This is a genomic window from Stenotrophomonas africana, from assembly GCF_013004645.1.
Classification (GTDB): domain Bacteria; phylum Pseudomonadota; class Gammaproteobacteria; order Xanthomonadales; family Xanthomonadaceae; genus Stenotrophomonas; species Stenotrophomonas africana.
This window is the reverse complement of sequence record NZ_JABEME010000001.1, coordinates 464,930-489,338: the sequence shown is the minus strand read 5'-3', so window position 1 is coordinate 489,338 and position 24,409 is coordinate 464,930. Positions and strand designations below refer to the sequence as shown.

Below are 24,409 nucleotides of genomic sequence, written 5' to 3'. Positions count from 1 at the left end.
GGACTGCGGAAAGGGCGCGATTATAGAAGGGGAGGGGCCGGATCACGGTGCTTATGACAAATGCGACTTAATCCCCTCCGTCCCCTTTTTGCTGCAGGTGTGGCCTGGCCTTGCCGGATCGGCCGGTTGGCGTTGCCGGGCGGGTCGGGGAGGGCGTTTGGCCATGTCCGGCGGTGACCAAGCGCACTGGACTTGCCGCCCCCTGAACGCTAGCGTGATCGGGATTTTTTGCCAGCAGGGGCTTCCATGAACCACGACGCTGCGCCCAAGCAGCTCACCTTCCGCGCAGTGGCCCTGGCCATCGTGCTGGCGGTGGTGCTGTCGGCCGCAAACGCCTACCTCGGTCTGTTCGCAGGCCTGACCATCGCCACCGCCATTCCCGCCGCGGTGATATCCATGGGCGTGCTGCGCCTGCTGGGCGGTGGCTCCATCCTCGAAAACAACATCGTGCAGACCGGCGCTTCGGCCGGTTCGTCGATCGCCGCCGGTGTGATCTTCACCATCCCGGCGCTGGTGATCATGGGGTACTGGCCGGACTTCAAGTACTGGTGGGTGCTGGGCATCGCCGGTCTCGGCGGCCTGCTGGGCGTGCTGTTCTCGGTGCCGCTGCGCCGTTCGATGATCGTCGAAGACCCGCTTCCGTTCCCGGAAGGCAAGGCGGCGGCAGAAGTGCTCAAGGCCGGTGAAAACCCGGGCCCGGGCCTGAAGATCCTCGGCCTGTCGGCGGTGATCGGTGCCTTCGTCAAGCTGGCCGCGGAAAGCGGCATGCGCCTGATCCCCGATGCCTGGGCCACCTCGGCCTACGTCGGCAGTTCCAAGATCACCGCCTTCATCGGCACCAACCTGTCGCCGGCGCTGCTGGGCGTGGGTTACATCGTCGGCCTCAACGTCGGCATCGTGGTGGTGTCCGGTTCGATCCTGACCTGGCACATCGCCATTCCGATCTACCAGGCGTTCTTCATGAACACCGATCCCGCACTGGCCGCGTCGGTTGCCGCGGCTTCGTCCACCGAGGCGGCGTTCGCCATCTGGGGCGCGAAGATGCGCTACCTGGGTGTCGGCGCAATGCTGATCGGCGGCATCTGGACCCTGATCTCGCTGCGCAAGTCGCTGCTCAACGGCGTCAAGAGCGGCTTCGCCGCCGCCCGCAAGAGCGGTGGTCCGGTACTGGCGCACACCGAGCGCGACCTGCCGATGAAGTGGATGCTGGTCGCCCTGGTGGTGTTCGTGCTGCCGCTGCTGGCCCTGTACCAGGCCATTGTCGGCCAGTGGCACGTGTCGATCCCGATGACCCTCATCATGATCGTCGCCGGCTTCCTGTTCGTGTCGGTCTCGGCCTACCTGGCCGGCCTGATCGGTTCGTCCAACAACCCGGTCTCGGGCATCACCATCTCCACCATCCTGTTCGCCTCGGCCGTGCTGGTCGTGCTGCTGGGCAAGGATGGCCTGCAGCCGGTCGGCGCCTTCGGCGCGCCGCTGGGTGCGGTGGCCGCGATCATGATCGGCGCGGTGGTGTGCTGTGCCGCAGCGGTCGGCGGTGACAACCTGCAGGACCTCAAGGCCGGCTACATCGTTGGCGCCACCCCGTGGAAGCAGCAGCTGATGCTGGGCATCGGTGCGTTCTCGTGCGCGCTGATCATGGCGCCGGTGCTGAACCTGCTGGCCACCGCCTACGGCATCGGCGTGAAGTCCGAGCTGCACCCGAACGCACTGGCCGCACCGCAGGCCAACCTGATGGCCTCGGTGGCCAAGGGCCTGTTCGGTGGCGAACTGCCCTGGACCTTCATCGGCATCGGTGCCGTGGTCGGTGCCGCCATCATCGCGTTCGACAGCTGGCTGAAGTCGCGCAATGCCCGCTTCCGCGTGCCGGTGCTGGCTGCCGCCATCGGCATCTACCTGCCGCTGGAACTGATGGTGCCGATCTTCCTCGGCGGCCTGATCGCCTACCTGGTCGAGCGCTTCCACAAGGTGCGTGCCGATGACGAGGAAGGCCGCGACCGCGTGCACAAGCCGGGCGTGCTGTTCGCCGCCGGCCTGATCACCGGTGAGGCACTGATGGGCATCGCCATCGCGATTCCGATCGTGGTCAGCAGCCGCGCCGACGTGCTGGCCGTGCCGTTCCACCTGCCGGGCGCACAGTGGATCGGCCTGGCCGTGCTGTTCCTGGTTGGCTGGCTGATCTACCGCACCGGCAAGCGCGCCGTGGCGTAAGGGATGGGTAGTGCCGGCCAGCGGCCGGCACTATCGTCGCCCCCCCCCGACAGACCGCGCTACGGCGCGGTTTGCTTTTTCTGGCGGCGGGACCGCCCCCAACGGCAGCCATGACCGATGGCCTTGGCAGCCCCGGCCGCACGGGCCTACCATCGGTTTTTTGCCGTCCTGCGGAGACCCCGATGAAACTGCGTCATGCCCTGCTGCCACTGAGCCTGCTGGCCGCCCTGCCCAGCGTTGCTGCTGCCCGTGGCCTGGAAGTCCGCGACATGGTGGCCATGGACCGCGTCTCCGCACCGGTGCTGACCGCTGACGGCGGCACCGTGGTGTTCGCCAAGCGCAGCGTGGACGCCAACCTGAAGGCCTCCACCGCGCTGTTCGCGCGCAACCTGCGTACCCGCGATGCGGCCCCGCCGAAGCAGATCACCCCGGCCGGCTGGAACGTCAATTCTGCTTCGCTGTCGGCCGATGGCCAGACTGTGTACTTCCTCAGCGCCAAGAACGGCAGCCAGCAGCTGTACGCGCAGCCGATCAGCGGCGGCACCCCGCGCCAGCTGACCGATTTCCCGGTGGACGTGGACAGCTACCACGTGTCGCCGCAGGACGACCGTGTGCTGTTCAGTGCCGGCGTGTTCCAGGCCTGTGCCTCGGACCTGGCCTGCACCGAGAAGAAGCTGAAGGACGTTGCCGGCGCCAAGGCCAGCGGCAAGGTCTTCGATTCGCTGTTCGTGCGCCACTGGGATACCTGGAACGACGGCCGTCGCAACACCCTGTTCGTGGCACCGCTCCCGACGGCCAAGGCTGGTGCGGTCAAGGGCGCTTCGGCACTGAGCGCGACCATCGATGGCGATGCACCGTCCAAGCCGTTCGGCGGCAATGATGATTTCGCGTGGTCGCCGGATGGCGCCAGCGTGGTCGCCAGCATCCGCGTGGCCGGCAAGCAGGAGCCGTGGTCGACCAACTTCGACCTGTACCGCTTCGACGCTGCGGGCAAGCAGGCACCGGTCAACCTGACCGCCTCCAACCCGGCCTGGGATGCCGGCCCGGTGTTCAGCGCCGACGGCAAGACCCTGTTCTACCGCGCGATGAAGCGCCCGGGCTTCGAGGCTGACCGCTTCGGCCTGATGGCGATGGACCTGGCAAGCGGCAAGACCCGCGAGATCGCCCCGCAGTGGGATCGTTCGGCCGGCGGCATCACCCTGTCCGCCGACGGCGCCAGCATCTACACCACTGCAGATGACCTCGGCGAACACCCGCTGTTCCAGATCGACGTGGCCAGCGGCAAGGCCACCAAGCTGATCGGCGACGGCAGCGTGACCTCGGTGGACGTGGCCGGCAACAGCGTGGCCATCACCCGCAACAGCCTGAAGAGCAACGACCAGGTGCTGGTCGGCCTGCTGCCGGCTGCGGGCGAAGCCATCGGCGAACTGCGCGCGCTGACCCCGGCCGCCGGTGACGTGCTGAAGGACGTCAACTTCGGCGACTTCGAGCAGTTCGAGTTCAAGGGCTGGAACAACGACACCGTGCATGGCTACGTGGTCAAGCCGCACAACTACCAGGAAGGCAAGTCGTACCCGGTCGCGTTCCTGATCCACGGCGGCCCGCAGGGCAGCTTCGGCAATGGCTGGAGCTATCGCTGGAACCCGCAGACCTATGCGGGCCAGGGCTACGCCGTGGTGATGATCGACTTCCACGGCTCCACCGGCTACGGCCAGGCGTTCACCGATGCGATCAGCCAGCACTGGGGCGACCGCCCGCTGGAAGACCTGCAGAAGGGCTGGGACGCAGCGCTGAAGAAGTACTCCTTCCTTAACGGTGACAAGGCCTGTGCGCTGGGCGCCAGCTACGGCGGCTTCATGGTCAACTGGATCGCCGGCAACTGGAACAGCCCGTTCAAGTGCCTGGTCAACCATGACGGCGTGTTCGACCAGCGCATGATGGGCTACGCCACCGAAGAACTGTGGTTCACCGAGTGGGAGCAGGGCGGTACCCCGTACCAGAAGGCCGCGAACTACGAGAAGTTCAACCCGGTCAACCACGTGGCGGACTGGAAGAAGCCGATCCTGGTCATCCACGGCCAGCAGGACTTCCGCATTCCGGTCGAGCAGGGCCTGGCCGCCTTCACTGCCGCCCAGCGCCAGGGCATCGAATCGAAGTTCCTGTACTTCCCGGATGAAAACCACTGGGTGCTGAAGCCGAACAACAGCATCCTGTGGCATGACACCGTCAATGCCTGGCTGAAGCAGCACATCGGCAACTGATGACTGCAGCGCCGCCCTCCGGGGCGGCGCTTTTGTCTCCGCCGGTGGGTGCCGACCGTTGGTCGGCACACCTTCCACCAACAGCAGCCGAGCATGGCTCGGCTCTACACGAGCACCTGCATGATCCAGAACGACATCGTCGTCTTCGGTTTGATCGCCGCCACGCTTGGCGTCGTGTTCTGGACCGCCTCGCGCGAGCAGGGCCTGTGGAAGCGCTTCTACACCTTCGTCCCAGCGCTGCTGCTGTGCTACCTGATTCCCGGCATCTACAACACCGTCGGCCTCATCGACGGGCAGAACACCAAGCTCTACAACCCGATCGCGCGCGACATCCTGCTGCCGGCGGCGCTGATCCTGCTGACCCTGGCAGTGGACATCAAGGGCATCCTGCGGCTCGGCCCGAAGCTGGTGCTGATGTATCTGGGCGCTTCGGCCAGCATCATGCTCGGTGCGGTGGTGGCGTTCCTGGTGATGCGCGCGATCCATCCCGACACCGTGGCCGGTGACACCTGGGCCGGCATGGCCGCACTGGCCGGCAGCTGGATCGGGGGTGGCGCCAACATGCTGGCGATGCGCGAAGTGTTCGACGTCAATGCGACCACCTTCGGTCAGTTCGCGGTGGTCGATGTCGGCGTGGGCTATGTGTGGATGGCCGCGCTGATCTTCCTGGCAGGACGTGCGGCGAAGATCGATGCACGCAGTGGCGCTGATACCTCGGCCATTGATGAACTGAAGGAGCGCATCGCGCGATTCCAGGCCGAGCACGAGCGTATTCCCAGCCTGACCGACCTGATGCTGATTGTGGCGGTCGCCTTCGGCGGTGTTGGTCTGGCGCATGCGATCGGTGCACCGCTGGCAGCGTGGTTCAAGGCCAACGTCGGCTGGGCCTCGCAGTTCAGCCTGGATGCGCCGTTTGTGTGGGTGGTGGTGCTGTCGACCACGCTGGGCCTGAGCCTGAGCTTCACCCGTGCACGCAACCTCGAAGGCGCGGGCGCATCGCGGCTGGGCTCGCTGCTGCTGTATTTCCTGATTGCCTGCATCGGCATGCAGATGGATCTGCTGGCGTTGCTGGATCGCCCATGGCTGTTCCTGCTCGGCCTGATCTGGATCGCCGTGCACATCGTGCTGCTGTGGTGCCTGGGCAAGCTGCTGAAGGTGCCGTTCTTCTACTTCGCCATCGGTTCGCAGTCGAACATCGGCGGCCCGGCCTCGGCACCAGTGGTGGCCGCGGCGTTCCATCCGGCCCTGGCGCCGGTGGGCGTGCTGCTGGGCACGATGGGCTATGCCACCGGCACGTACCTGGCCTATATCGTCGGCATCACCCTGCGCGCGCTGGCCGGGCAGGGATGATCCTGTAGGGCCGAGCCCATGCTCGGCTGCTCTTCGTCGTCACCTGCACGAATAGAAAAGCAGCCGAGCATGGGCTCGGCTCTACAGTAGATCCACGCCACGCGTGTGTGCTTTACGCCACCGGCAATCCGCGTTCGATCAGCCACGCCTTCGCGTCTTCGGCGTCCTGTTCGAACCACGCCTGGGTAGACCCCAGCCGATACGTATACCCCCAGGCATCCATGTCGGCCATCAAACGCGCACTGCCGACACCAGGCAGCTGCCCGGCCAGCACGATCTGCAGGTAGCAGGTGGCATCTTCCTCGGCAACCGAGTCGGTGGCGTCGGTGTGCACCTGCGCACGTCGCTCCGGCGGCAGCACGATCAGGTGGCAGGCTTCGTGCAGCATCGAGTGCACCGGCGTGTCATCGCGCACGTAGACATTGCTGGCGATGATGCCGGCCTCGGGTTCGCCCCAGTAGCTGCCGGGAATCGGTTCACCGGCCGTCACGTGGTGCAGCCGCAGGCCATGCGCGGCGAGCAGGCACTGCGCATCGGCGAAGGCGATATCGCCCACGCAGGTGATGTCCACGGCGGTTGTCGTATCGGTCATGCGGGTCGGGCAGCCCCGCCCATGCAGGCACGGGCGGGGCAGGAGATCAGGGTTTGTCCGGGCCTTCAGGCAGCGCCACGGAGATGTCCAGCACATCGTGCTGGCCATCCTTCACCAGGTCGACCTTCACTGCATCGACGTCGATGTTCACGTACTTCTTGATCACTTCCAGCAGCTCGCGCTGCAGCAGCGGCAGGTAATCGGGGCCGCCGCGGTTGCTGCGTTCCTGCGCGATGATGATCTGCAGGCGGTTCTTGGCGGTTTCGGCGGTGGTCTTCTTCGCTTTGAGGAAATCAAACAGGCCCATGCTTACCCTCCGAACAGCTTGCTGAAGAAGCCCTTCTTCTCGACGTTGGTGAAGCGCATCGGGCGTTCTTCGCCGAGGATGCGCGCGACGGCGTCGTCGTAGGCCTGGCCGGCTGCAGACTCGACATCCAGGATGACCGGCTCGCCCTTGTTGGAGGCGTTGAGCACGTCACCCGACTCGGGGATCACGCCGATCGCCTTCAGGCCCAGCACTTCCTCGACATCGGCGATGCTGAGCATCTCGCCACTTTCCACGCGCAGCGGGGTGTAGCGGGTCAGCAGCAGGAAGGCCGGCACGTCCTGGCCGGACTCGGCCTTGTGGGTCTTCGAATCGAGCAGGCCGATGATGCGGTCCGAGTCGCGCACCGACGACACTTCCGGGTTCACCACCACCACGGCGCGGTCGGCGAAGTACATTGCCAGGAAGGCGCCCTTCTCGATGCCGGCCGGTGAGTCGCAGATGATGTAATCGAAGCCGTCGGCGGCCAGATCCTTCAGGACCTTGCCCACGCCTTCCTGGGTCAGTGCGTCCTTGTCGCGGGTCTGCGAGGCGGCCAGCACGTACAGGTTCTCGAAGCGCTTGTCCTTGATCAGGGCCTGCTTGAGGGTCGCTTCGCCGTGCACGACGTTGACGAAGTCGTACACCACACGGCGTTCGCAGCCCATGATCAGATCGAGGTTGCGCAGGCCGACGTCGAAGTCGATCACCGCCACCTTCTTGCCGCGCCGTGCCAGGCCGCAGGCCAGGCTCGCGCTGGAAGTGGTCTTGCCGACGCCGCCCTTGCCGGAGGTGACTACGATGATTTCAGCCAAAGGACTTCTCCTGATGATTCTGTTTGGGTGCTGCGTCAGTCCAGCGCAGCGATCTTGATCTGGTCCTGTTCCAGCCACACCTGAACGGCCTTGCCGCGCAGGGAGTCCGGGACATCGTCCAGTACCTTGTAGTGGCCAGCAATGGCGACCAGTTCCGCATGGAAATCACGGCAGAAGATGCGTGCCGCGGTGTTGCCCTGGGCCCCTGCCAGCGCGCGGCCGCGCAGAGTGCCGTAGATATGGATGCTGCCATCGGCGATGACCTCGGCGCCGGCGCCGACGGTGGCCATCACGGTCAGGTCGCAGTTCTCAGCGTACAGCTGCTGGCCCGAACGCACGTTGCCCAGCTGCATGCGGCCCGGCTGCGGTGCAGCGGCATCGGCCGCCTTGGCCACCGGCGTGGCGGGGGCCGGCTTCGGCTCGGCACGCACCGCGCGGCGCGGTTCCGGCGCGGGCGGCGGCGGGGCCGGTTCGGCCTCCGCACGCTCGTACTGCGCACGGAACTTGGCCAGCAAAGGCAGGCCGAGCTGCTGCGAGAGCAGGTCGACCGCACTGGTGCCGTAGGCCAGTGCCACCGGCAACACACCGGCGTTGCGCAGGCCATCAACCAGCGCCTGCGCGGTGGCCACGTCCGGCACCTGGCTCAGGCCGCCGAAGTCGAGGATCACCGCAGCGCGGCCGAACAGCTTCGGTGCACGGGTGACGCGCTCGCGCATTTCCTGCACGAGGCGCTCGACATCAAGGGTACGGATGCGCAGGTTGGCGATGCCCACCTGGCCGATCTTCAGTTCACCGGCCTGTTCGTAATCGAAATTCACCGCCACGCTCAGGTCCCCGTCGGCCGCTGTGCCTGCGCCGGCAGCTGCCGGGCACGTGTCCATGCCACATCCGGCAGCTTGCCGCCGTAGGTCTCCTGGACCCACGGGTAGCTGCACAGTTCCTTGGCCAGCATGCTGGCGCGCACATCGACCTGGGCCATGGTGTTCTGGCCCAGCTCGCGGAAGCCGAAGCTGCCGTGGAAGAGCAGGGCGGCATCGGCACCATGGTCGAGGAAGACCTCGCAGGTCATCTGCGGGTAGCGCAGCTCGGCGAAGCTCTGCGCGTCGGCATAGAACGCACGGCCGACGCCACCGCCGCGACGGCGACTGGCGACCACGATGCGGTCGATGTAGAAGAACGGGGTGTCCAGCTGCTGCTTGAACCAGGCGAAATTGCTGCTGTCGTGCTGGCTGTCGCTGCCGAAGCCGATCAGGAATCCGGCCAGGTTGCCGTCGCGCTCGGCGACGCGGAAATACTCAGCGGTTTCGTAGAACAGGCGCAGACGGGCCGCATCCAGGGGAAGGATGGCCAGGCCAGCGTTGTTGTTCAAAGCCAGGACGGAATCGAGCTCGTGCTCGCGCACGTCGCGGATGACAATCGACATTGTGACTCCGTGGGGTAACGCGGTTGGTCCATCAAGGGACCCTGCGCACGATTATTGCATGCCCGGGGTGGGCTGCGGCATGAACAGGCGACCGGGCAGGCATGACTTCCGTGGGGTGCGGTACGCAGGCGCGGCCCGTAGAGTGCTGGCATGTTGGGAGTCCTCAGCCATACCCGTGTCCTCCGCCTGGCCGGCCTGTTCACCTGGGTCATGGTCGGCCTGCCGTTGGCATACTCGCAGTTCGAGAACCTGCACAGCCGCAACGACATGGGCGGCTGGGCGATCCTGCTGTTCGTCGCCTACCTGTCCTTCGGCACCGCCTATTACTGGCTGACCCGCATCCTGCGCAGCGACAGCCACACCAGCTGGCTGGACCGTGGCCTGTTGCTGCTGCTGACGATCTCTGCGCTGGGGGTCAGTTTCCTGAGCGGCTCGGGCCTGGGCAGCATCCTGATGATGGTCGCCGCCGGGGTCATCCCGTGGATGCTGTCGGTACGGCTGGGCGTACTGTGGCTGCTGGTCAGCCAGCTGGCGGTGGCGCCGGTCTACTACATGCTGCTGCGCTTCCCGCTGTTCGAAGCGGTGATGCAGTCGCTGCTGTACGGCGGCTTCTCCATGTTCATCTTCGTGACCAGCCTGGTCGCCCGCCAGCAGACCGAGGCCCGCGATGAGCAGCGCCGGCTCAATTCGGAACTGCGCGCCACCCGCGCCCTGCTGGCCGAGAGCGCCCGGGTCAACGAGCGCACTCGTATCTCGCGCGAGCTGCATGATCTGCTGGGCCATCAGCTGACCGCGCTGACCCTGAACCTGGAAGTGGCCGGGCACCTGGCCGAGGGCCAGGCGCTGGAGCATGTGAAGCGATCCCACGCGTTGGCCAAGCTGCTGCTGGGCAATGTGCGCGAGGTCGTCAGCCAGCTGCGCGAGACCGGTGCCATCGATCTGGCCGCGGCCCTGCGCCCGTTGACCGAGAACGTGCCCTCGCTGGACATCCAGCTGGAGATCGAGGATCCGCTGAACGTGGAGGATCCGCAGCGGGCCCACGTGCTGCTGCGCTGCACCCAGGAAATCATCACCAACGCGGTACGCCACGCCGGTGCGCGCCACCTGTGGATCAAGGTGTACCGTGAAGCCCCCGACCGGGTGGTGGTCGAGGCCCGCGACGACGGCGTCGGCGCGGATATGGTCAATGTGGGCAATGGCTTGCGCGGCATGCGCGAGCGCCTGCAACAATGTGGTGGCCAGCTGCAGATCGAGACCCGTCCCGGCGAAGGCTTCCGGCTGCGGGCGACGGTGCCGGCAACGGTGCTGGTGGCCGCCCTTACCAAGGTTCCTGAAGGAGTGCGTTGATGATTCGCGTCTGCCTGGTCGACGACCAAACCCTGGTGCGGCAGGGAATCCGCTCCCTGCTGGCGCTCGACGACGGTATCGAGGTGGTTGCCGAGGCCGGCGATGGCCGGCAGGCGGTCGAGCTGATACCGCAGGTGCGTCCCGACGTGGTCCTGATGGACATGCGCATGCCGGTGATGTCCGGCCTGGAGGCGCTGCAGATGCTGTCGCGCCAGGAGCAGCTGCCGCCGACCATCATCCTCACCACCTTCGATGACGACCAGCTTGTGCTGGCCGGGCTCAAGGCCGGTGCCAAGGGCTATCTGCTCAAGGACGTGACCCTGGCGCAGCTGGTCGGTGCCATCCGCACCGTGGCCGACGGCGGCTCACTGGTGCAGCCGGCCGTGACCCAGCGCCTGCTGTCCGGCCTGGAGCACATGCGCAACGAGTTCGTCAGCCTGGACCGTCCGGACCCGCTGACCGACCGTGAGACCGAGATCCTGCGGCTGATGGCCAGTGGCTTCTCCAACAAGGAGATCGCCAATTCGCTGGGTGTCGCCGAAGGGACCATCAAGAACCACGTGTCCAACATCCTCTCCAAGCTGGGCGTGCGCGACCGTACGCGCGCCGTACTGAAGGCGTTCGAACTGCAGTTGGTCTGAGGAAAGTCGTTCTGGTACAAAGACTTGGGTGAGGGTCAGAGGTTGCGGCCAAGGTTGCCCCCTACTGGCCGCTAGCCGTATGCGTTACCCTTCGAACTCTTTGTCCATACAAATACGCAGCCGGCAGGGAAACCGGTGCGCCAATCCCGATAAACAATGCCCGCGAAGCCTGCTAGGATTGGCGCTTCGCTTCAATCAACCCGGCCGTGGGATCGGCCCCGGAGACTCTCTGAATGACCCGTATTATCGAGTTCCTGATCGCCTTGGGGATCGTGGCTGGCCTGTTCGTCATCATTGGCGTATGTCTGCCGGGCGAGCGTCACATCACCGAAAGCATCGAGACCAACCGCAAGATGACGATCGTGTACGACACGGTCAGCAGCCTGCGCCGCTTCAAGGACTGGAACCCGCTGGTACTGCGCGATCCCGCCGTTGAACTGAAGCTGTCCGGCCCGGCCTCCGGCGTCGGTGCCACCCTCGACTTCACTTCCAAGGACCTGGGCACCGGTTCCTGGAAGATCACCGAAGCCGAAGAGAACAAGCGTGTTGCCATCGCCATCGAAGACGCCACCAAGGGTCACGACAAGATCAGCACCTTCACCCTGGAGCCGACCGGCAAGGGTGGCCGCAACGTCAAGATCACCCAGGACTACTCGGTGAAGTACGGCTTCGACCTGTTCGGTCGTTACGCCGGCCTGTATGTCAGCCGCCAGATCGGCGACGACATCAAGATGGGTCTGTCGCGTATGGCCAACATGCTGGCCAGCGTCCCGAACGTCGACTACCGCACCCCGGAAGCCCCGCTGACCGACCTGGCTATCGTCGATGTGCCGGCTGAAGACCTGCTGGTCGTCAACGCCGGTAACGTGGACCGCGGTCAGGACACGATCACCAAGTCGATCAAGGACAACCAGGAGTGGATCAAGCGCGTGATGGAGGCCAATGGCCTTGAAGCCGCCGGTCCGTTCCGCATCATCACCACCGACTTCGGTCAGGAGAAGTACGCCTTCGACATCGCCCAGCCGGTGAAGAAGAAGGGTGCTGAAGGTGCCACCGCTGAAGAGCTGACCGTCAAGATCGATGGCGGCGCTCCGGTCAAGTACGTGCACGTGGCTCCGCACCGTTCGGCGCATGCGGCCTACACCGGCCACATGGCGGGTCTGGACGTGGCCCGCAACGGCCTGCGCGCCTGGGCCGTGACCTCGGGCAACGAAGTCATCGACCGTCCGTACGAGTCCTGGAAGGACGGCATCGACAAGTCGTTCACTCCGGAAGGTACCTACGACATCTACTGGGCCGTCAAGTAAGTCTCGGCTGACCCATGTAGTGTTGGACACGAAAACGCGCCGCTCATTGCGGCGCGTTTTTTTTGATCTGGCGCCCGGCAAGGGGCGCTGCGCAAGGAGCCCACATGTTCAATCTGGAACGTCGCGCACGTAAGCCTTCGCTGCTGGCCTGCCTGGGGGCATTGCTGGCCGCTGCCTCGATCGGCCTGTCTGCCTACGCCTCGCACGGTGTGACCGACCCGCTGGCGCAGCAGCATCTGAACATGGCGGCGCTGTACGCGTTCGCACACGGTGCGGTGCTGGTAGCGCTTGGCCCGCGCGCGCAGGGCGCGATCGCGCATCTGGCGCTGTATGTGCTGCTGCTGGGCGTGCTGTTGTTCTCTGGCAGCCTGGTGGGCGGCGCGCTGTGGCAGTGGCCGACGCGGATGGCACCGATCGGCGGCACCAGCATGATGGCCGGATGGGTGTTGCTGGCGATCAATGCGTTGAGGCGGTAACTGAGTCGACATTGTCGCTTCAATCCATGCTGATGCGATCTGCAGCGTTCAGGGGCGTTACTTTTCTTTTCGCGCGAAAAGAAAAGTAACCAAAAGAAACGCGCCGCCGGCCGCGAGCCGATGCTGCGCATCGGTACCCTGTGCTCCTCGGTCCGCCGAGGGACGGTGCGGGAACTCGCTGCGCTCAGACACCCGCACCTCTTCGCCCTCGCCGGACCTGCGGTGCTCGGCTCGCTTGAAGGCGGACCCAACAGCTGCACGCTGATTCGTTGTAGAGGCTTCGAGCGAAGCGACCTGCTTTTGTCTTTGCTCTCTTGTTCCATTCCGTGGCGGACGCACACGGAAACTGTCAGAGGCCGGGCGGGTGGGCTGGGCAGGGGTATCCGCGCCATGGATGGCGCGGCTAAGCCTCCAGGGACGGATTCACGGCGTCCCCTGCCCAGCCTACCCGCCCGGACAGCTCCATGAATTTCGCATTGCTTTCGCCACGAGGGGCTCAGCCGTTGGCCGGTTTCCAGCACCAGTGCCAGGGTTCGTAGACGATGCCGTGCGGATTGTCGCGCGGGTAGCTCAGCTGGAAGCCATGCCCGCCCGCATGTGCCTGCAGCCACGCGAACGCGTCGGTGGCTTCGAAGGTCTCTTCGGCGGGAGCATCGCCGGGGGTACCAATGTCCAGCGCATGGCCGCTGTGGTGTTCGCTGAAACCCGGGGCGGCATTGACCTTCAGGATCTCCGCCACGCTCAGGCCGCGCGCCAGTTTCCGTTCAAAGATGCCCAGCTGGTAGGCATGGCTGCGGAAGCCGGAGATCGCGTCCAGCGCAATGCCATCCCGTGCCGCGTGCAGTCGCATCCGTCGCCAGCCCTGCGCGGCGCCACGGCGCAGCCATAGCGGCCGGGCGAAGCGGTCGCGGCCGGCAAAATGCAGCAGGCACGGTTCGGGCTCCAGCGGCAGGCCGCTGTCGTCGGCGTAGCGCTGCGGGTCCAGGCCGAGCTGCTGCAGGCGCTGCTGCAGCCCGGCCAGCGGAAGCCATTGTTCTTCCAGCGCAGCGCCAACCGGGCGCGTCGCCGTGGCGTCGAGCAGTGCCAGTGCGTCCTCGACCCCGGGCTCTCGCGGCAGGCGCGGCACCATCGAATGCACGCCGTGCGGCAGTACGGCCGCCAGATAGCGGCCATCGCGCTTGCGCCGCAGCACCCATTGCGCCTGTGCCAACAGGCGTGCGTCGAGGTTGCTGCGTGCGCGCAGCAGGTGGGCAGGCCACAGTTCGATGGCCTCGGTATTGATCAGCAGGGGCAGGCGTCGTTGCATCGCCTCAGCTTACTGCCGTGGCGCCGGTGCGGCCACCTTGCGTAGTGCATCGAGCAGCGACTGCGGCCGGTCCAGGCTGAGCAGCAGCGTGCTGCCATCGCTGACCGGCAGGGCGAGAACGCGCGTGCGGTCGGTGACCAGCGCGAAACCCTTGCCGCCGCCCTGCAGGCGGAAGTGGCCGGAATAGAAACCCGGCATTGCATAACCGTTGGTCTTGAAGCGGATGCCATAGCGAGGGTCACGTTGCAGGTCGACCACCTCGGCCTGGTCCAGCCGCAGTTGCGCCACCGGCACGCGCCGTCGGTACATCGTCGAGCGCACGTCCAGCACGTCGCCGGCCAGTTCCACCCGACGGCGGAAGAAGGCTGTGCCCAGTCCGATGCCGAGCAGGGCGATCACCAGCAGGCTCCATGCCGCACTGCCGCCCATCCGGAACCAGGGCGGCGACAGCGTTACTTCGATCCAGGGTGCCGTGGCAGGCGCCTTGTACAGTTGTGCATACAGGCAAGCGACGAAGGCTGCCAGCAATGGCAGCACGACCCACAGCACGCGTAACGGCGAACTCTCGGCCACGTCGAACGGTTTCGGGTCACTGCCGCCCACGGCTCAGGCCTCCTTCTTGAACACCAGCATCGCCGGGCGCATCGGCGCCGGGATGATGATGTTGACCAGCTCCCAGCCCAGTTGGCCCTGGCGGCTGAGTTCGGCCTGGACATCCTCAGGCTTCAGCACGCCCATCATGGACGTCTTGACCTCGATCGTCTGGTAGCTCCAGCGCTTGCTCATTCCTTGTCCTCCGGAGATGGCTTGGGTTTTGGCAGGCGTCCTGCCTTGCGCAATGCGTCGCGCAGTACGTATTCGATCTGTGCGTTGAGGCTGCGCAGCTCGTCGTCAGCCCAGCGCTGTGCCGCGGCCAGGACCTCGGCATTGATGCGCAGCGGATAGGCTTTCTTCTCACTCATGAAAACTCCTGGCGGGGCGGTGGGGCGCCCCGTTGCGAGGGTGGTTCAGTACAGGGAGCCGGCGTTGACGATCGGCTGGGTGCCGCGGTCCGAGCACAGCACGGTCAGCAGGTTGCTGACCATGTGCGCCTTGCGTTCCTCGTCCAGCTGCACCACGCCGTTCTTCTGCAGTTCGGCCAGGGCCATCTCGACCATGCCCACCGCACCGGCAACGATGCGCGTGCGCGCGGCGATCACCGCGTTGGCCTGCTGCCGCTGCAGCATCGCCTGGGCGATCTCGGCGGCGTAGGCGAGGTGGCTGATGCGCGCGTCGATCACCTGCACGCCCGCATCGGCCAGGCGCTCGGCCAGTTCGTTCTTCAGGTGCTGGGAGATTTCACTGGCGTGGCTGCGCAGGGCCAGCTGGCCATCCTCGTGTTGGTCGTAGGGATAGCTGGTGGCCATCGCACGCAGCGCCGATTCGGACTGGATGTGCACGAAGCTCTCGTAATCGTCCACGTTGTAGACCGCCTCGGAGGCATCGACCACCTGCCAGACGATCACCGCTGCGATCTCGATCGGGCTGCCGTCCAGCTCGTTGACCTTCAGCTTGCCGCTCTCGAAGTTGCGCACGCGCTGGCTGACCCGGCGCTTGGCAAAGAAGGGGTTGTTCCAGCGCAGGCCGTTGTCCTTCACGGTGCCCACGTACTTGCCGAACAGGCTCAGCACCGCCGCCTGGTTGGGCTGGATGGTGTACAGGCCGGCCAGGATGAATACGCCCAGTGCCACCAGCAGGGCGCCCAGCAGCATCAGCAGCAGGTTGGGCGAGCCGGCGCTGGTCCTGGCTGCCGCGCCCAGTACGAACAGGGCGGCGCCAGCGAGGGCGACGAGCAGGGCGCCGGCCAGCGTGCCGAGGCCGTTGAGGGAAGACAGCGACTTCTCTTTCATGGCGGTACGTCCTTGAGGGTTCGGAATGAAGATATCAAAGTGATATCACTTTTCGACTACCGTTCGTCGGATGCCATGGCCAAGGGGCGTGGCCAGCTAGAATGCCCATCCGCCTTCACATCGCTGCTGGAACCGCCATGGCCAAGCTTGGAACTCCGTTGTCCCCCTCCGCCACCCGCGTGCTGCTGCTGGGCTCGGGCGAACTCGGCAAGGAGGTGGCCATCGAGCTGCAGCGGCTGGGCGTGGAGGTGATCGCCGCCGACCGCTATGCCGATGCCCCGGCCATGCAGGTCGCGCACCGCTCGCATGTGATCGACATGCTCGATGCAATGGCCCTGCGCGCGTTGATCGCGCAGGAGCAGCCGCACCTGGTGGTGCCGGAGATCGAGGCCATCCACACCGAAACCCTGGTCCAGCTGGAACAGGAGCAGGGCCTGCGGGTGATCCCGACCGCGCGCGCTGCGCGCCTGACCATGGACCGCGAAGGCATCCGCCGCCTGGCCGCCGAGACACTGGGCCTGCCGACCTCGCCGTACCGCTTCGTCGATACCGAGGCCGAATACCGTGCTGCCGTGGCCGCCATCGGCCTGCCGTGCGTGGTCAAGCCGGTGATGTCGTCCTCGGGCAAGGGCCAGAGCACCCTGCGCAGCGAAGCGGACATCGCCCCGGCGTGGGAGTACGCGCAGACCGGTGGCCGTGCCGGTGCCGGTCGCTGCATCGTCGAAGGCTTCATCGATTTCGATTACGAGATCACCCTGCTGACCGTGCGCCATGCCGGCGGCACCTCGTTCTGCGCGCCGATCGGGCATCTGCAGAAGGATGGCGATTACCGCGAAAGCTGGCAGCCGCAGCCGATGTCGAGTGCTGCGTTGGCGCGTGCCGAAGAGATCTCGCGTGCGATCACCGACGACCTCGGCGGCTGGGGCCTGTTCGGTGTGGAGCTGTTCGTGAAGGGCGACGAAGTATGGTTCAGCGAAGTGTCGCCGCGCCCGCACGACACCGGCCTGGTGACGCTGGTATCGCAGGAGCTGAGCGAGTTCGCGCTGCATGCGCGCGCCATCCTCGGCCTGCCGATCCCGGTGATCCGCCAGAGCGGCCCGTCGGCCTCGTGTGCGTTGCTGGCGCACGGCGAAGGCGTGCCGTACTTCAACAACGTGGCCGCCGCCCTGCAGGTGCCGGATACCGCCGTGCGCCTGTTCGGCAAGCCGAGCGTGCACGGCCATCGCCGCGTGGGCGTGACCCTGGCGCGCGCGGAAACCATCGACGAAGCACGCGCCACCGCGCGTGATGCCGCCGACGCCATCGGCGTCGAGCTGCGCCTGTAAAAAAGGAGCGACGACCAACGGTCGTCGCCTACCGAAACCCGGTGGGTACCGACCGTTGGTCGGTACGCTCACCGTGCAGTCGACTAACAGTCGACTCTACCGCACGTCCACCCACACCAGGTGGTGGTCGCTGCCGTCGGCGATCTTCGCTTCCGGGCTTTCATTGGCCGGCCAGAAGATACCGCTGCCGACGTATTCGAAACCGGTCGAGGGCAGTACGTAGTCCAGGCGCATGGTGCCGGACTTCGGGCCGAAATCGCCGGTGGCGTGGAACGGTGCGCCCTTGCGCTCGATGCCCTTGGTCGCATAGGCCAGGCTGGTCTGCTCGCCGCCGACGCTGCGCGGGGTGGGGTAGCGCAGCACGCGGGCGTTCTCGATCAGCTCGACGATCGCCTCATGGCGGCCGTCGCCGTCGACCGGGTCGTTGTTGAGGTCGCCGAGGATCACGAAGCGCGCGTCCTGCGCCAGGCCACCGCACTGGCCCTTGTCGTCGCACAGCCACGGCTTGTGACCCTTGGACAGGTACTCCTGCCACAGGCGCAGTTCGTCGTGGTTGCGTGCGGCGTTGCGCTTTTCCGGGCCGTCGAATACCGGCGGCGTCGGGTGCGAGACCAGCGCGTGGACCACGCCGCCCGGGGTCTTCACCGGCACGTCCCAATGCGACTTCGACGACAGGCGCAGCTGCGACCACACATGGTCGTTGTAGAAGCTCTTGCCGGTGCGCGGGTCAACCGGACGGATCGCGCCGGGCATCGCGCTCCACTTCAGCAGCTGGAAGCTGCGCACCTTGGCTTCATCGATCGGGTAGCGCGACAGCACCAGCATGCCGTACTGGCCCGGGTGCAGGCCGTAGCCCCAGGCATCGTTGCCGCGGCTGCGGCCTTCGCCGCCGACCACGCCGTTGTTGTCCAGGTCCAGTCCACTGGGCACGCCGGTATTGACCGGGGCCAGGTAGCGGTAGGCGAAGTGCAGCGGCTTGCCGCCACCGGGCTGGGCCACTTCCAGGTAGCGCTTCTGGAACAGGTCGGCGGCGCGATGGGCGTCGTCGAAGTCGAATTCGTTCAACAGCACCAGATCCGGACGCACCTGCTGCAGTACCGCGGCGATCTTGCGTGCGTGCTCGCTGTCACCTTCCAGTTCCTTGATCAGGCCACCGGCGTCGTCGGAATACAGCGAGGTGTTGTAGGTGGCCAGGCGCAGCGCAGCGGACGGCTTTTCGGTCATCGCGGGGGACGTGGCGAAGGCAGGGGCGCTGGCGCCGCAGAGCAGGGCCAGGGCGAGGATCAGGGGATGGCGGCGGGTCATGTTCATGGGCCGTATTGTGCACCCGGCCCGGTGTCAGCGGTTTGTCAGCGCCCGTCCAGATCGTTGTCGAAATCGTGCCAGCGGCGGCCATCGTAGGCTTCCAGCGGATGGAAGCGACGCTTGTAGTCCATCTTCTGGTGGCCACGGATCCAATAGCCCAGGTACACGTGCGGCAGCCCCTCGCGGCGTGCCCATTCGATCTGCTGCAGGATCGCGAAGGTGCCCAGCCCACGTGCGGCGTGGTCCGGGTCGAAGAAGGTGTAGACCGCTGAAAGGCCGTGCTCGGTGACGTCGGTCACCGCCACCCCCAGCAGTTGGCTGGGCTGACCGTCGTGGCCGGGCAGGCGCATTTCCATGAAGCGGGTGTGCGACCAGCTGCCGATCAGGAACTGCTCGAATTCGTGCGGGCCATGGTCGTCCATGCCGCCGTTGGCGTGGCGGTGGGTGAGATAACGGTGATACAGCGCGAACAGGTCGTCCCGGGCGGTGGCGGCGGTGATCCGCACCTCGAGGTCGTCATTGCGGGCGGCACAGCGGCGCTGGCTGCGGTCCGGGGCGAAGCGGGCCACCGGGATGCGCACCGCCACGCAGGCCTGGCAGTGCGCGCAGTGCGGCCGGTAGACCAGATCGCCACTGCGGCGGAAGCCCCAGCTCAGTGCCAGCGGGTACAAGCCACCAAGGCGACGATCGTGCGGATCCAGCACCAGGTCACGTGCCACCCGGTCCGACCAGTACCCGCAGGGGTGCTCGCCGGTCTGGAAAAGCCGCAGTTCGTCGTCTCTGTCGCCATGAATCGCCATGGGCACAGCATAGCCCCAGGTTGTCGCAGTGGCGGCGACTGTCCGCCGGATGAACGGAACCGGCAGCGGCGTCAACCGATCTCGAGCCCGGGCGTTGTTGTCTCCCGAGGGTGAAGTGATCACCCCGACGCTGTTCCCATCCCCAGGAGTGACCTCATGATCCGTACCCCCCTGCTGCTGGCCCTGCTGCTGGGCACCTCTGCTTCCGGAATCGCGCTTGCCGCCGACCCCTCGACCACGCCGGCGCAGCGTCCGGCAAAGCTGGACACCAACGGCGACGGCGTGATCGACCGCAGCGAGGCCGCTGCCCACCCGCGCCTGGCCGCGAAGTTCGACGAGCTGGACAAGAACAAGGATGGCAAGCTCTCGCGCGATGAACTGCCTCGCTGGCAGCATGGCCGCCGTGGCCACGGCGGTGAGCGCTGGGCCAAGCTGGACGTCAACAAGGACGGCCGCATCAGCCGCGAGGAAGCCAAGGCCGACCCGCGCCTGGCAGCTCGCTTCGACCAGCTTGATCTGAACAAGGACGGCTACCTGGACAAGGCTGACCGCGAGCTGCGCGTGAAGCAGCGTCGTGATGCCTGGTTCGCTGCCGCCGACACCAACAAGGACGGCCAGCTGAGCAAGGCCGAGTTCGACGCAGCCAAGGGCCCGATGCACGGTGGCCCGCGCCATGGCGGTCCGCGTGATGGCGCTGCGCCGAAGCCGCAGCGCTGAGGGTCAACGCGGTGAAATGACGACAACGCCGGCAGACTGCCGGCGTTGTCCGTTACACGTTTCCGTTGCGCATCAGCGCATATACCACCAGACCGATCACGAATACGTTCGCCCCGATGATGCCGGTGCGCCCGTACACGGATTCGTATTTCCAGTTGGTTCCGCTGCGGCCGCGCCGCGCTGAATCGCGCGCGATCATGGGTGCCATCAGGCGCTGCAGCGGCACCAGGCACTGGTAGTTCACCGTACCCAGGCCGATGACGAGAATCGCAAGTTGCAGCCAGAATGGCACCTGCAGCATCAGCGAGATCAGCAGGCTGGTGCAGACGACCATCGCGGTGAACGTATTGAGGTGCACGAAGCGCCGCACTGCTGTTCGTTCCTGCTGGGTGTCTGCGAAGCGCAGCAGGAAGCGGCCACCCAGATAGCTGCCGATGATGCCGCCGACGACGCCACCGGCAACGGTGGCCCAGTCGCTGGCGGGAATCAGGTGCAGCTGGCTGGCGGCGGCCGTCAGTGAACCCATGGCTGCCCCGCCTGCGGCACTGACGCCGCCCAGGCCCAGCTTGCTGCCGCCCACGCCGACACCGGTGCCGAGCAGGATCGCTGCGCTGGCAGTGCCGGGCGCGGCCACCAGTACCATCGAAACCACCGCCGTAGCGAACGCGGCACTGGGTGCGCTGCTGCGCGCGAACTCGCCGAAGCGCTGCAGCAGGCCGTCGCGCACCAGGGCGCGGGCACGCGACAGGCGCTTGCGCACGGCGGCGTCACTGAGCCCAAGCAGGTCGGCCACCTGCTGCGAGCGCTGGCCTTCGCGGTAGTACAGCAACAGCACCTCGCGGCTGTCGGCGGGCAAGGCGGAAATGATGTCCTCGGCGGCGATCTCTTCCTCCACCCGCTGCAGGCGGTCGGCCGCGCCCGGCGACGGGTCGGCGGCCATGCCCATCGCCACCTCGGCCGCCTCGCCGGTCAGCGGCCGGCCACGTTGTGCACGTAGCCAGTCGCGGGCCAGGTTGCGGGTGATCTGCCGAAGCCAGGGCAGGAAACTGGTCGAACTGCGCAGCTGGTGCAGCTGCTGCCAGCCCTTGACGAAGGCCTCCTGGGCGATGTCCTCGCTGGCCTGGCGGTCGCGGGTGATGGCCAGCGCGATGGCGGTGACCGTGTTCTGGCAGGCCAGCACGATACGGCCATAGGCGTGCTGGCACCCGCTGGCGGCGGCGGGCAGTTCGCGTTCCAGGGTCTGGTCGATCGATGCGGCGAACGTCGTCATGGCGGCGGCTCTCCTGCTGGGATTGTGTCCCATGACGGAGCCGCGCGCGAAGTGTGACCGGCCTTCTGCGCGGTAGTGCCGGCCGCTGGCCGGCAACCTCATGACAAAAAGGGGACGGAGGGGATTAAGTCGTTTGTGCCTCAAACGACTTAATCCCCTCCGTCCCCTTTTTGCGGCTGCCGGCCAGCGGCCGGCCCTACCCGTGCGTCACTTCGAGGGCTGGATGCGGACCCGGACTTCTTCCTCTTCCGGTGCGGCCTGCGGAGCCGGTTGCGTCTGCTGCGGCTGGGCCTGCGGGGCAGGGGCCGGTGCGACCGGCGCCGGGGCGCTGCGATGGCGCAGGCCGATCACCAGCGCCACGCCGGCGATCACCACCAGCAGGGCGATGCGGATGCGCCAGGCCCAGCTGCGGCCACCGCTGCCCTGTTCTGGCGCGTCGCGGAAGGCGAATTCGGCGGTCGGATGGTCGCGGCGGGTGGTGTCGAGCAGACGTGCCTCGCGCAGGATTTCACGCGCGCGCGGCTGGTCGTCGGCGCGCACGATCCACACCGCTGGGTAGGCGTTGGCGTTGCCCAGGTCGGTGTAGCTGAACTGGCCGCGGCGGCGGGTCTTGTACGAGCGTCCATTGGTCACTTTGACGTCGATGCCATGCCCGCGCAGGAGCTCGGCCACGCCTTCGACGGTTTCCACGCGCTGGCTGCTGAAGATCTGGCGCATGGGTTACTCCTTGGCTGGCACGGCGGCGGCCGCGGCCTGGTCGGGAACGACGCGGATCAGGCCTTCCTGCGCGGTGCTGGCCACCAGTACGCCATTGCGGGTGAAGAACTGGCCGCGTGCCAGGCCGCGCGAATCCTGCGCGCTGGGGCTGTCCAGCGAGTACAACAGCCAGTCGTCGGCACGGAACGGGCGGTGGAACCAGATTGCGTGGTCGAGCGAGGCCATCTGCACGTGCGGGTGGTAGTAGCTGATGCCGTGCGGGAAGGTCGCCGTGCCCAGCAGGTGGAAGTCGGAGGCGTAGGCCAGCAGCGCCTGGTGCAGCTCCGGCGCATCGCCCACCGGTTCGCTCAGGCGCAGCCACACCTGGTGGTAGGGCGGGCGCTTGGGCGGGTTCAGTTCGTCACGCGGGTAGACGTGGCGGAACTCGAACGGGCCGCCGCGCGACAGCCAGCGCTGCACCTTGATCGGCAGCCGCTCCAGCACTTCGGCCGGCAGCGGACGGTTCGGTTCGATGTCTTCCGGCTGTGGCACTTCGGGCATCTTGTGCTGGTGCTCGGCGCCGGTCTCGGCCTGCTGGAACGAGGCCGCGCAGAAGAAGATCACCTTGCCGTGCTGGATCGCGGTGACCCGGCGCACCGAGAAGCTGCCGCCATCGCGGGTGCGGTCCACGTCGTAGACGATCGGGTGGTCGATGTTGCCCGCGCGCAGGAAATAGGCGTGCAGCGAGTGCACGTGGCGGCCATTGTCGACCGTGGCCTGCGCCGCGGCCAGCGCCTGGCCCAGTACCTGCCCGCCGAACACGTACTTGGTGCCGATGTCGCGGCTCTGCCCGCGGAACAGGTTGTCCTCCAGCCGCTCCAGCGTGAGCAGGTCGATCAGCTCGGAGACGACGGGTTCGGGCGTGTCGTTCAAGGGGGGCGGCCACAGCAGTGAAGAGGCCCCGATTATACCGGTGCAGGCCAGCCCATCATCGGTAGTGCCGGCCGCTGGCCGGCAGCCCCATGAGCCAGTTGGGGCGCCTGCGGTGGCCGGCCAGCGGCCGGCCCTACAGTTCACTTGCCGAGGCGCGCCACCAGTGCCTGCAGCGCGTTCTGCGCATCCGGGGCGAACCATGCCTCGACAAAGCGGTCCAGCTGGATCAGGTCCGGGTGCAGCGCCTCATGCAGGTCGGCACGGGCAATCGCGCGGGTCAGCAGCATCGGCTGGCGCGGCTGCTTGAGCAGGTTCTGCAGCCAGGCAATGGCGCGTGCCACCACCAGGTCGCCCTCGGCCAGCTCATCCACCAGGCCGATCTGCAGCGCCTGTTCGGCCGGCACCAGCGAACCGGTGGTCAGCAGCACGCCGGCGCGGTGCACGCCCACCGCACGGCGCAGCAGGCGCTGGATGCCCTCCGGCGCGATCAGGCCGACCTGCACTTCGTTCAGGCCGATGGCATACGGCCGCGACGGATCGGCGCTGCGCGCCATCACCCGGTAATCGCAGCACAGGGCCAGCACACAGCCACCCGCCGGGGCGTGGCCGGTGATCGCCGCGACCACCGGAATGCGGCTCTCTGCCAGTGTGCGCACGGCGCCAAAGAAGGCGTTCCAGGTGTCCAACAACTTGTGCTTGTCATCGCCATGCGAAAGCAGGTGCGGCACGTCCATGCCGCCGGTGAAGACGCGCTCGCTGCCCGACAGCACGATGCCATGTGCGTCTTCGGCCATGGCCAGCTCGATGGCATGGATCAACTGCCGGCACAGTTCGGTGTCCAGTGCGTTGACCGGCGGCCGTGCCAGGCGCAGTTCGCGGATGGGGCCATGGTTGATCACCTCGATGAGCGTCGTCATGCTGCGGTCTCGTTGCGAAGAAGGAACCCGGGCGATGATAACCAAACCATTCGTTGGCGTACTGTTGGTTCTGTGTGCGGCCGCAGCATCGGCTTCGGTGGCCGAACCGGCCTGCGTCACGGTGGAGCAGGGCTGGGCGCGGTTGCCACCGAATCCGGCGATGCCGATGACCGCCGGCTATGGCGTGATCCACAACGGCTGCAGCAAGGCGGTAGTGATCACCGGTGCGGCCAGCAGCGGCTTCGGTGATGTGTCGCTGCACGAGACTACGATCGTCGACGGGGTCAGCCGGATGCGCGCCATTGAACGCCTGCCATTGGCACCCGGCGCGCGTGCCGAGCTCAAGCCCGGTGGCCTGCACCTGATGCTGATGCAGGGCAAGGGTGCGCTGAAGGAAGGCCAGGCGCTGCCGCTGCGGCTGCAGCTGGAAGGCGGTGGCGAAGCAGGCGCGACGTTGACCGTGCGTAAGTCCGCGCCGTAGCGGGATGGTCGTGCCGGCCAGCGGCTGGCACGACCACGGGGTC

At 66.7% G+C, this 24,409-nt stretch carries 26 protein-coding genes; 10 read left to right on the top strand and 16 right to left on the bottom strand.

Annotated features, from left to right (window positions below):
• Positions 1 to 246: 246 nt before the first annotated feature.
• From HLA98_RS02520 to HLA98_RS02510, 3 genes are all read left to right on the top strand, one after another.
• Entirely contained in the window at positions 247 to 2,211 is a 1,965-nt protein-coding gene (locus HLA98_RS02520) for an OPT family oligopeptide transporter (RefSeq protein WP_057500138.1), read from the top strand.
• 182 nt (positions 2,212 to 2,393) lie between these two features.
• Positions 2,394 to 4,472 carry an alpha/beta hydrolase family protein gene (locus HLA98_RS02515; RefSeq protein WP_057500139.1) on the top strand — a complete coding sequence of 693 codons (2,079 nt, stop codon included), beginning with the start codon at positions 2,394 to 2,396 and terminating at the stop codon, positions 4,470 to 4,472.
• A 93-nt stretch (positions 4,473 to 4,565) separates the two neighbouring features.
• Complete coding sequence (locus tag HLA98_RS02510; RefSeq protein ID WP_057500140.1) at positions 4,566 to 5,822, top strand: DUF819 family protein; 1,257 nt, start codon at positions 4,566 to 4,568, stop codon at positions 5,820 to 5,822.
• A 112-nt stretch (positions 5,823 to 5,934) separates the two neighbouring features.
• On the opposite strand, the gene HLA98_RS02505 is transcribed toward HLA98_RS02510, so the two are convergent.
• Genes HLA98_RS02505 through HLA98_RS02485 form a run of 5 tightly spaced genes read right to left on the bottom strand, consistent with a single transcriptional unit; the run spans position 5,935 to position 8,956 of the window.
• A complete protein-coding gene (locus HLA98_RS02505) occupies positions 5,935 to 6,414 on the bottom strand; it encodes a hypothetical protein (RefSeq protein ID WP_057500141.1) in 480 nt (159 codons plus the stop codon).
• 46 nt (positions 6,415 to 6,460) lie between these two features.
• Positions 6,461 to 6,721, bottom strand: a complete 261-nt coding sequence (gene minE, locus HLA98_RS02500; protein WP_004148073.1) for a cell division topological specificity factor MinE — start codon at positions 6,719 to 6,721, stop codon at positions 6,461 to 6,463.
• A 2-nt stretch (positions 6,722 to 6,723) separates the two neighbouring features.
• A complete protein-coding gene (gene minD / locus HLA98_RS02495) occupies positions 6,724 to 7,533 on the bottom strand; it encodes a septum site-determining protein MinD (RefSeq protein ID WP_010483375.1) in 810 nt (269 codons plus the stop codon).
• A gap of 35 nt (positions 7,534 to 7,568) precedes the next feature.
• Positions 7,569 to 8,414, bottom strand: coding sequence for a septum site-determining protein MinC (minC, locus tag HLA98_RS02490; protein WP_049445946.1), 846 nt, complete (start codon positions 8,412 to 8,414; stop codon positions 7,569 to 7,571).
• On the bottom strand, positions 8,360 to 8,956 hold the full coding sequence (locus tag HLA98_RS02485) for a GNAT family N-acetyltransferase (protein WP_005408535.1): 597 nt from the start codon (positions 8,954 to 8,956) through the stop codon (positions 8,360 to 8,362). Before HLA98_RS02485 ends, minC begins: the two co-directional genes overlap by 55 nt.
• Positions 8,957 to 9,106: 150 nt before the next feature.
• Here HLA98_RS02485 and HLA98_RS02480 point away from each other — a divergent pair, with 150 nt between their 5' ends.
• From HLA98_RS02480 to HLA98_RS02465, 4 genes are all read left to right on the top strand, one after another.
• The gene (locus HLA98_RS02480) at positions 9,107 to 10,303 is read left to right on the top strand and encodes a sensor histidine kinase (RefSeq protein ID WP_049445944.1); all 1,197 of its coding nucleotides are present in this window, start codon (positions 9,107 to 9,109) and stop codon (positions 10,301 to 10,303) included.
• Positions 10,303 to 10,944, top strand: coding sequence for a response regulator (locus HLA98_RS02475; RefSeq protein ID WP_049445942.1), 642 nt, complete (start codon positions 10,303 to 10,305; stop codon positions 10,942 to 10,944). Before HLA98_RS02480 ends, HLA98_RS02475 begins: the two co-directional genes overlap by 1 nt.
• A gap of 233 nt (positions 10,945 to 11,177) precedes the next feature.
• Positions 11,178 to 12,251 (top strand): polyketide cyclase, encoded by a 1,074-nt coding sequence (locus HLA98_RS02470; RefSeq protein ID WP_049445941.1) that lies wholly within the window; start codon positions 11,178 to 11,180, stop codon positions 12,249 to 12,251.
• 104 nt (positions 12,252 to 12,355) lie between these two features.
• Positions 12,356 to 12,727: a DUF423 domain-containing protein gene (locus tag HLA98_RS02465; RefSeq protein ID WP_049445939.1), complete on the top strand. Its 372-nt coding sequence runs from the start codon at positions 12,356 to 12,358 to the stop codon at positions 12,725 to 12,727.
• A gap of 496 nt (positions 12,728 to 13,223) precedes the next feature.
• Here the strand turns inward: HLA98_RS02465 and HLA98_RS02460 are convergent, their stop codons facing one another.
• The 5 genes from HLA98_RS02460 to HLA98_RS02440 are packed head-to-tail and all read right to left on the bottom strand — an operon-like array spanning position 13,224 to position 15,922.
• Entirely contained in the window at positions 13,224 to 14,033 is an 810-nt protein-coding gene (locus HLA98_RS02460; RefSeq protein ID WP_057500066.1) for a M15 family metallopeptidase, read from the bottom strand.
• Between the two features lie 9 nt (positions 14,034 to 14,042).
• Positions 14,043 to 14,636, bottom strand: a complete 594-nt coding sequence (locus HLA98_RS02455; RefSeq protein ID WP_057500067.1) for a PH domain-containing protein — start codon at positions 14,634 to 14,636, stop codon at positions 14,043 to 14,045.
• Positions 14,637 to 14,639: 3 nt separating this feature from the next.
• A complete protein-coding gene (locus tag HLA98_RS02450; RefSeq protein ID WP_005408542.1) occupies positions 14,640 to 14,819 on the bottom strand; it encodes a DUF4177 domain-containing protein in 180 nt (59 codons plus the stop codon).
• The gene (locus HLA98_RS02445) at positions 14,816 to 14,995 is read right to left on the bottom strand and encodes a type II toxin-antitoxin system antitoxin (protein WP_005412615.1); all 180 of its coding nucleotides are present in this window, start codon (positions 14,993 to 14,995) and stop codon (positions 14,816 to 14,818) included. Before HLA98_RS02445 ends, HLA98_RS02450 begins: the two co-directional genes overlap by 4 nt.
• 45 nt (positions 14,996 to 15,040) lie before the next feature.
• Positions 15,041 to 15,922, bottom strand: coding sequence for an SPFH domain-containing protein (locus HLA98_RS02440; protein WP_057500068.1), 882 nt, complete (start codon positions 15,920 to 15,922; stop codon positions 15,041 to 15,043).
• Positions 15,923 to 16,059: 137 nt separating this feature from the next.
• Between HLA98_RS02440 and purT the strand changes: the two genes are divergently transcribed.
• Positions 16,060 to 17,247: a formate-dependent phosphoribosylglycinamide formyltransferase gene (gene purT, locus HLA98_RS02435; RefSeq protein ID WP_057500069.1), complete on the top strand. Its 1,188-nt coding sequence runs from the start codon at positions 16,060 to 16,062 to the stop codon at positions 17,245 to 17,247.
• A 96-nt stretch (positions 17,248 to 17,343) separates the two neighbouring features.
• Here purT and HLA98_RS02430 read toward each other — a convergent pair whose 3' ends face one another.
• Together HLA98_RS02430 and HLA98_RS02425 are read right to left on the bottom strand one after the other, a co-directional pair.
• The gene (locus tag HLA98_RS02430; protein WP_057500070.1) at positions 17,344 to 18,558 is read right to left on the bottom strand and encodes an endonuclease/exonuclease/phosphatase family protein; all 1,215 of its coding nucleotides are present in this window, start codon (positions 18,556 to 18,558) and stop codon (positions 17,344 to 17,346) included.
• A gap of 38 nt (positions 18,559 to 18,596) precedes the next feature.
• A complete protein-coding gene (locus tag HLA98_RS02425) occupies positions 18,597 to 19,352 on the bottom strand; it encodes an arginyltransferase (RefSeq protein WP_049447050.1) in 756 nt (251 codons plus the stop codon).
• Between the two features lie 156 nt (positions 19,353 to 19,508).
• Between HLA98_RS02425 and HLA98_RS02420 the strand changes: the two genes are divergently transcribed.
• Positions 19,509 to 20,069 (top strand): EF-hand domain-containing protein, encoded by a 561-nt coding sequence (locus tag HLA98_RS02420; RefSeq protein ID WP_057500071.1) that lies wholly within the window; start codon positions 19,509 to 19,511, stop codon positions 20,067 to 20,069.
• A 52-nt stretch (positions 20,070 to 20,121) separates the two neighbouring features.
• Here the strand turns inward: HLA98_RS02420 and HLA98_RS02415 are convergent, their stop codons facing one another.
• From HLA98_RS02415 to HLA98_RS02400, 4 genes are all read right to left on the bottom strand, one after another.
• Positions 20,122 to 21,339 carry an RNA polymerase sigma factor gene (locus HLA98_RS02415; protein ID WP_057500072.1) on the bottom strand — a complete coding sequence of 406 codons (1,218 nt, stop codon included), beginning with the start codon at positions 21,337 to 21,339 and terminating at the stop codon, positions 20,122 to 20,124.
• A gap of 207 nt (positions 21,340 to 21,546) precedes the next feature.
• Positions 21,547 to 22,056 carry a hypothetical protein gene (locus HLA98_RS02410; RefSeq protein WP_057500073.1) on the bottom strand — a complete coding sequence of 170 codons (510 nt, stop codon included), beginning with the start codon at positions 22,054 to 22,056 and terminating at the stop codon, positions 21,547 to 21,549.
• Positions 22,057 to 22,059: 3 nt separating this feature from the next.
• The gene (tesB, locus tag HLA98_RS02405) at positions 22,060 to 22,968 is read right to left on the bottom strand and encodes an acyl-CoA thioesterase II (RefSeq protein WP_005412623.1); all 909 of its coding nucleotides are present in this window, start codon (positions 22,966 to 22,968) and stop codon (positions 22,060 to 22,062) included.
• Between the two features lie 140 nt (positions 22,969 to 23,108).
• Entirely contained in the window at positions 23,109 to 23,885 is a 777-nt protein-coding gene (locus HLA98_RS02400) for an enoyl-CoA hydratase/isomerase family protein (RefSeq protein ID WP_012479449.1), read from the bottom strand.
• 34 nt (positions 23,886 to 23,919) lie between these two features.
• Here HLA98_RS02400 and HLA98_RS02395 point away from each other — a divergent pair, with 34 nt between their 5' ends.
• Positions 23,920 to 24,366 (top strand): copper chaperone PCu(A)C, encoded by a 447-nt coding sequence (locus tag HLA98_RS02395; protein ID WP_057500074.1) that lies wholly within the window; start codon positions 23,920 to 23,922, stop codon positions 24,364 to 24,366.
• Positions 24,367 to 24,409: the final 43 nt, after the last annotated feature.

Coding starts and splice junctions, on each gene's coding strand:
- HLA98_RS02520 (WP_057500138.1), top strand. CDS start 247: ATGAACCACGACGCTGCGCCCAAGCAGCTCACCTTCCGCGCAGTGGCC.
- HLA98_RS02465 (WP_049445939.1), top strand. CDS start 12,356: ATGTTCAATCTGGAACGTCGCGCACGTAAGCCTTCGCTGCTGGCCTGC.
- HLA98_RS02420 (WP_057500071.1), top strand. CDS start 19,509: ATGATCCGTACCCCCCTGCTGCTGGCCCTGCTGCTGGGCACCTCTGCT.
- HLA98_RS02430 (WP_057500070.1), bottom strand. CDS start 18,558: ATGAACATGACCCGCCGCCATCCCCTGATCCTCGCCCTGGCCCTGCTC.
- HLA98_RS02395 (WP_057500074.1), top strand. CDS start 23,920: ATGATAACCAAACCATTCGTTGGCGTACTGTTGGTTCTGTGTGCGGCC.
- minC (WP_049445946.1), bottom strand. CDS start 8,414: ATGGACACGTGCCCGGCAGCTGCCGGCGCAGGCACAGCGGCCGACGGG.
- HLA98_RS02460 (WP_057500066.1), bottom strand. CDS start 14,033: ATGCAACGACGCCTGCCCCTGCTGATCAATACCGAGGCCATCGAACTG.
- HLA98_RS02475 (WP_049445942.1), top strand. CDS start 10,303: ATGATTCGCGTCTGCCTGGTCGACGACCAAACCCTGGTGCGGCAGGGA.
- purT (WP_057500069.1), top strand. CDS start 16,060: ATGGCCAAGCTTGGAACTCCGTTGTCCCCCTCCGCCACCCGCGTGCTG.
- HLA98_RS02445 (WP_005412615.1), bottom strand. CDS start 14,995: ATGAGTGAGAAGAAAGCCTATCCGCTGCGCATCAATGCCGAGGTCCTG.
- HLA98_RS02440 (WP_057500068.1), bottom strand. CDS start 15,922: ATGAAAGAGAAGTCGCTGTCTTCCCTCAACGGCCTCGGCACGCTGGCC.
- HLA98_RS02515 (WP_057500139.1), top strand. CDS start 2,394: ATGAAACTGCGTCATGCCCTGCTGCCACTGAGCCTGCTGGCCGCCCTG.
- HLA98_RS02505 (WP_057500141.1), bottom strand. CDS start 6,414: ATGACCGATACGACAACCGCCGTGGACATCACCTGCGTGGGCGATATC.
- HLA98_RS02485 (WP_005408535.1), bottom strand. CDS start 8,956: ATGTCGATTGTCATCCGCGACGTGCGCGAGCACGAGCTCGATTCCGTC.
- HLA98_RS02415 (WP_057500072.1), bottom strand. CDS start 21,339: ATGACGACGTTCGCCGCATCGATCGACCAGACCCTGGAACGCGAACTG.
- HLA98_RS02480 (WP_049445944.1), top strand. CDS start 9,107: ATGTTGGGAGTCCTCAGCCATACCCGTGTCCTCCGCCTGGCCGGCCTG.
- HLA98_RS02425 (WP_049447050.1), bottom strand. CDS start 19,352: ATGGCGATTCATGGCGACAGAGACGACGAACTGCGGCTTTTCCAGACC.
- HLA98_RS02450 (WP_005408542.1), bottom strand. CDS start 14,819: ATGAGCAAGCGCTGGAGCTACCAGACGATCGAGGTCAAGACGTCCATG.
- minE (WP_004148073.1), bottom strand. CDS start 6,721: ATGGGCCTGTTTGATTTCCTCAAAGCGAAGAAGACCACCGCCGAAACC.
- HLA98_RS02470 (WP_049445941.1), top strand. CDS start 11,178: ATGACCCGTATTATCGAGTTCCTGATCGCCTTGGGGATCGTGGCTGGC.
- HLA98_RS02510 (WP_057500140.1), top strand. CDS start 4,566: ATGGCTCGGCTCTACACGAGCACCTGCATGATCCAGAACGACATCGTC.
- HLA98_RS02400 (WP_012479449.1), bottom strand. CDS start 23,885: ATGACGACGCTCATCGAGGTGATCAACCATGGCCCCATCCGCGAACTG.
- HLA98_RS02410 (WP_057500073.1), bottom strand. CDS start 22,056: ATGCGCCAGATCTTCAGCAGCCAGCGCGTGGAAACCGTCGAAGGCGTG.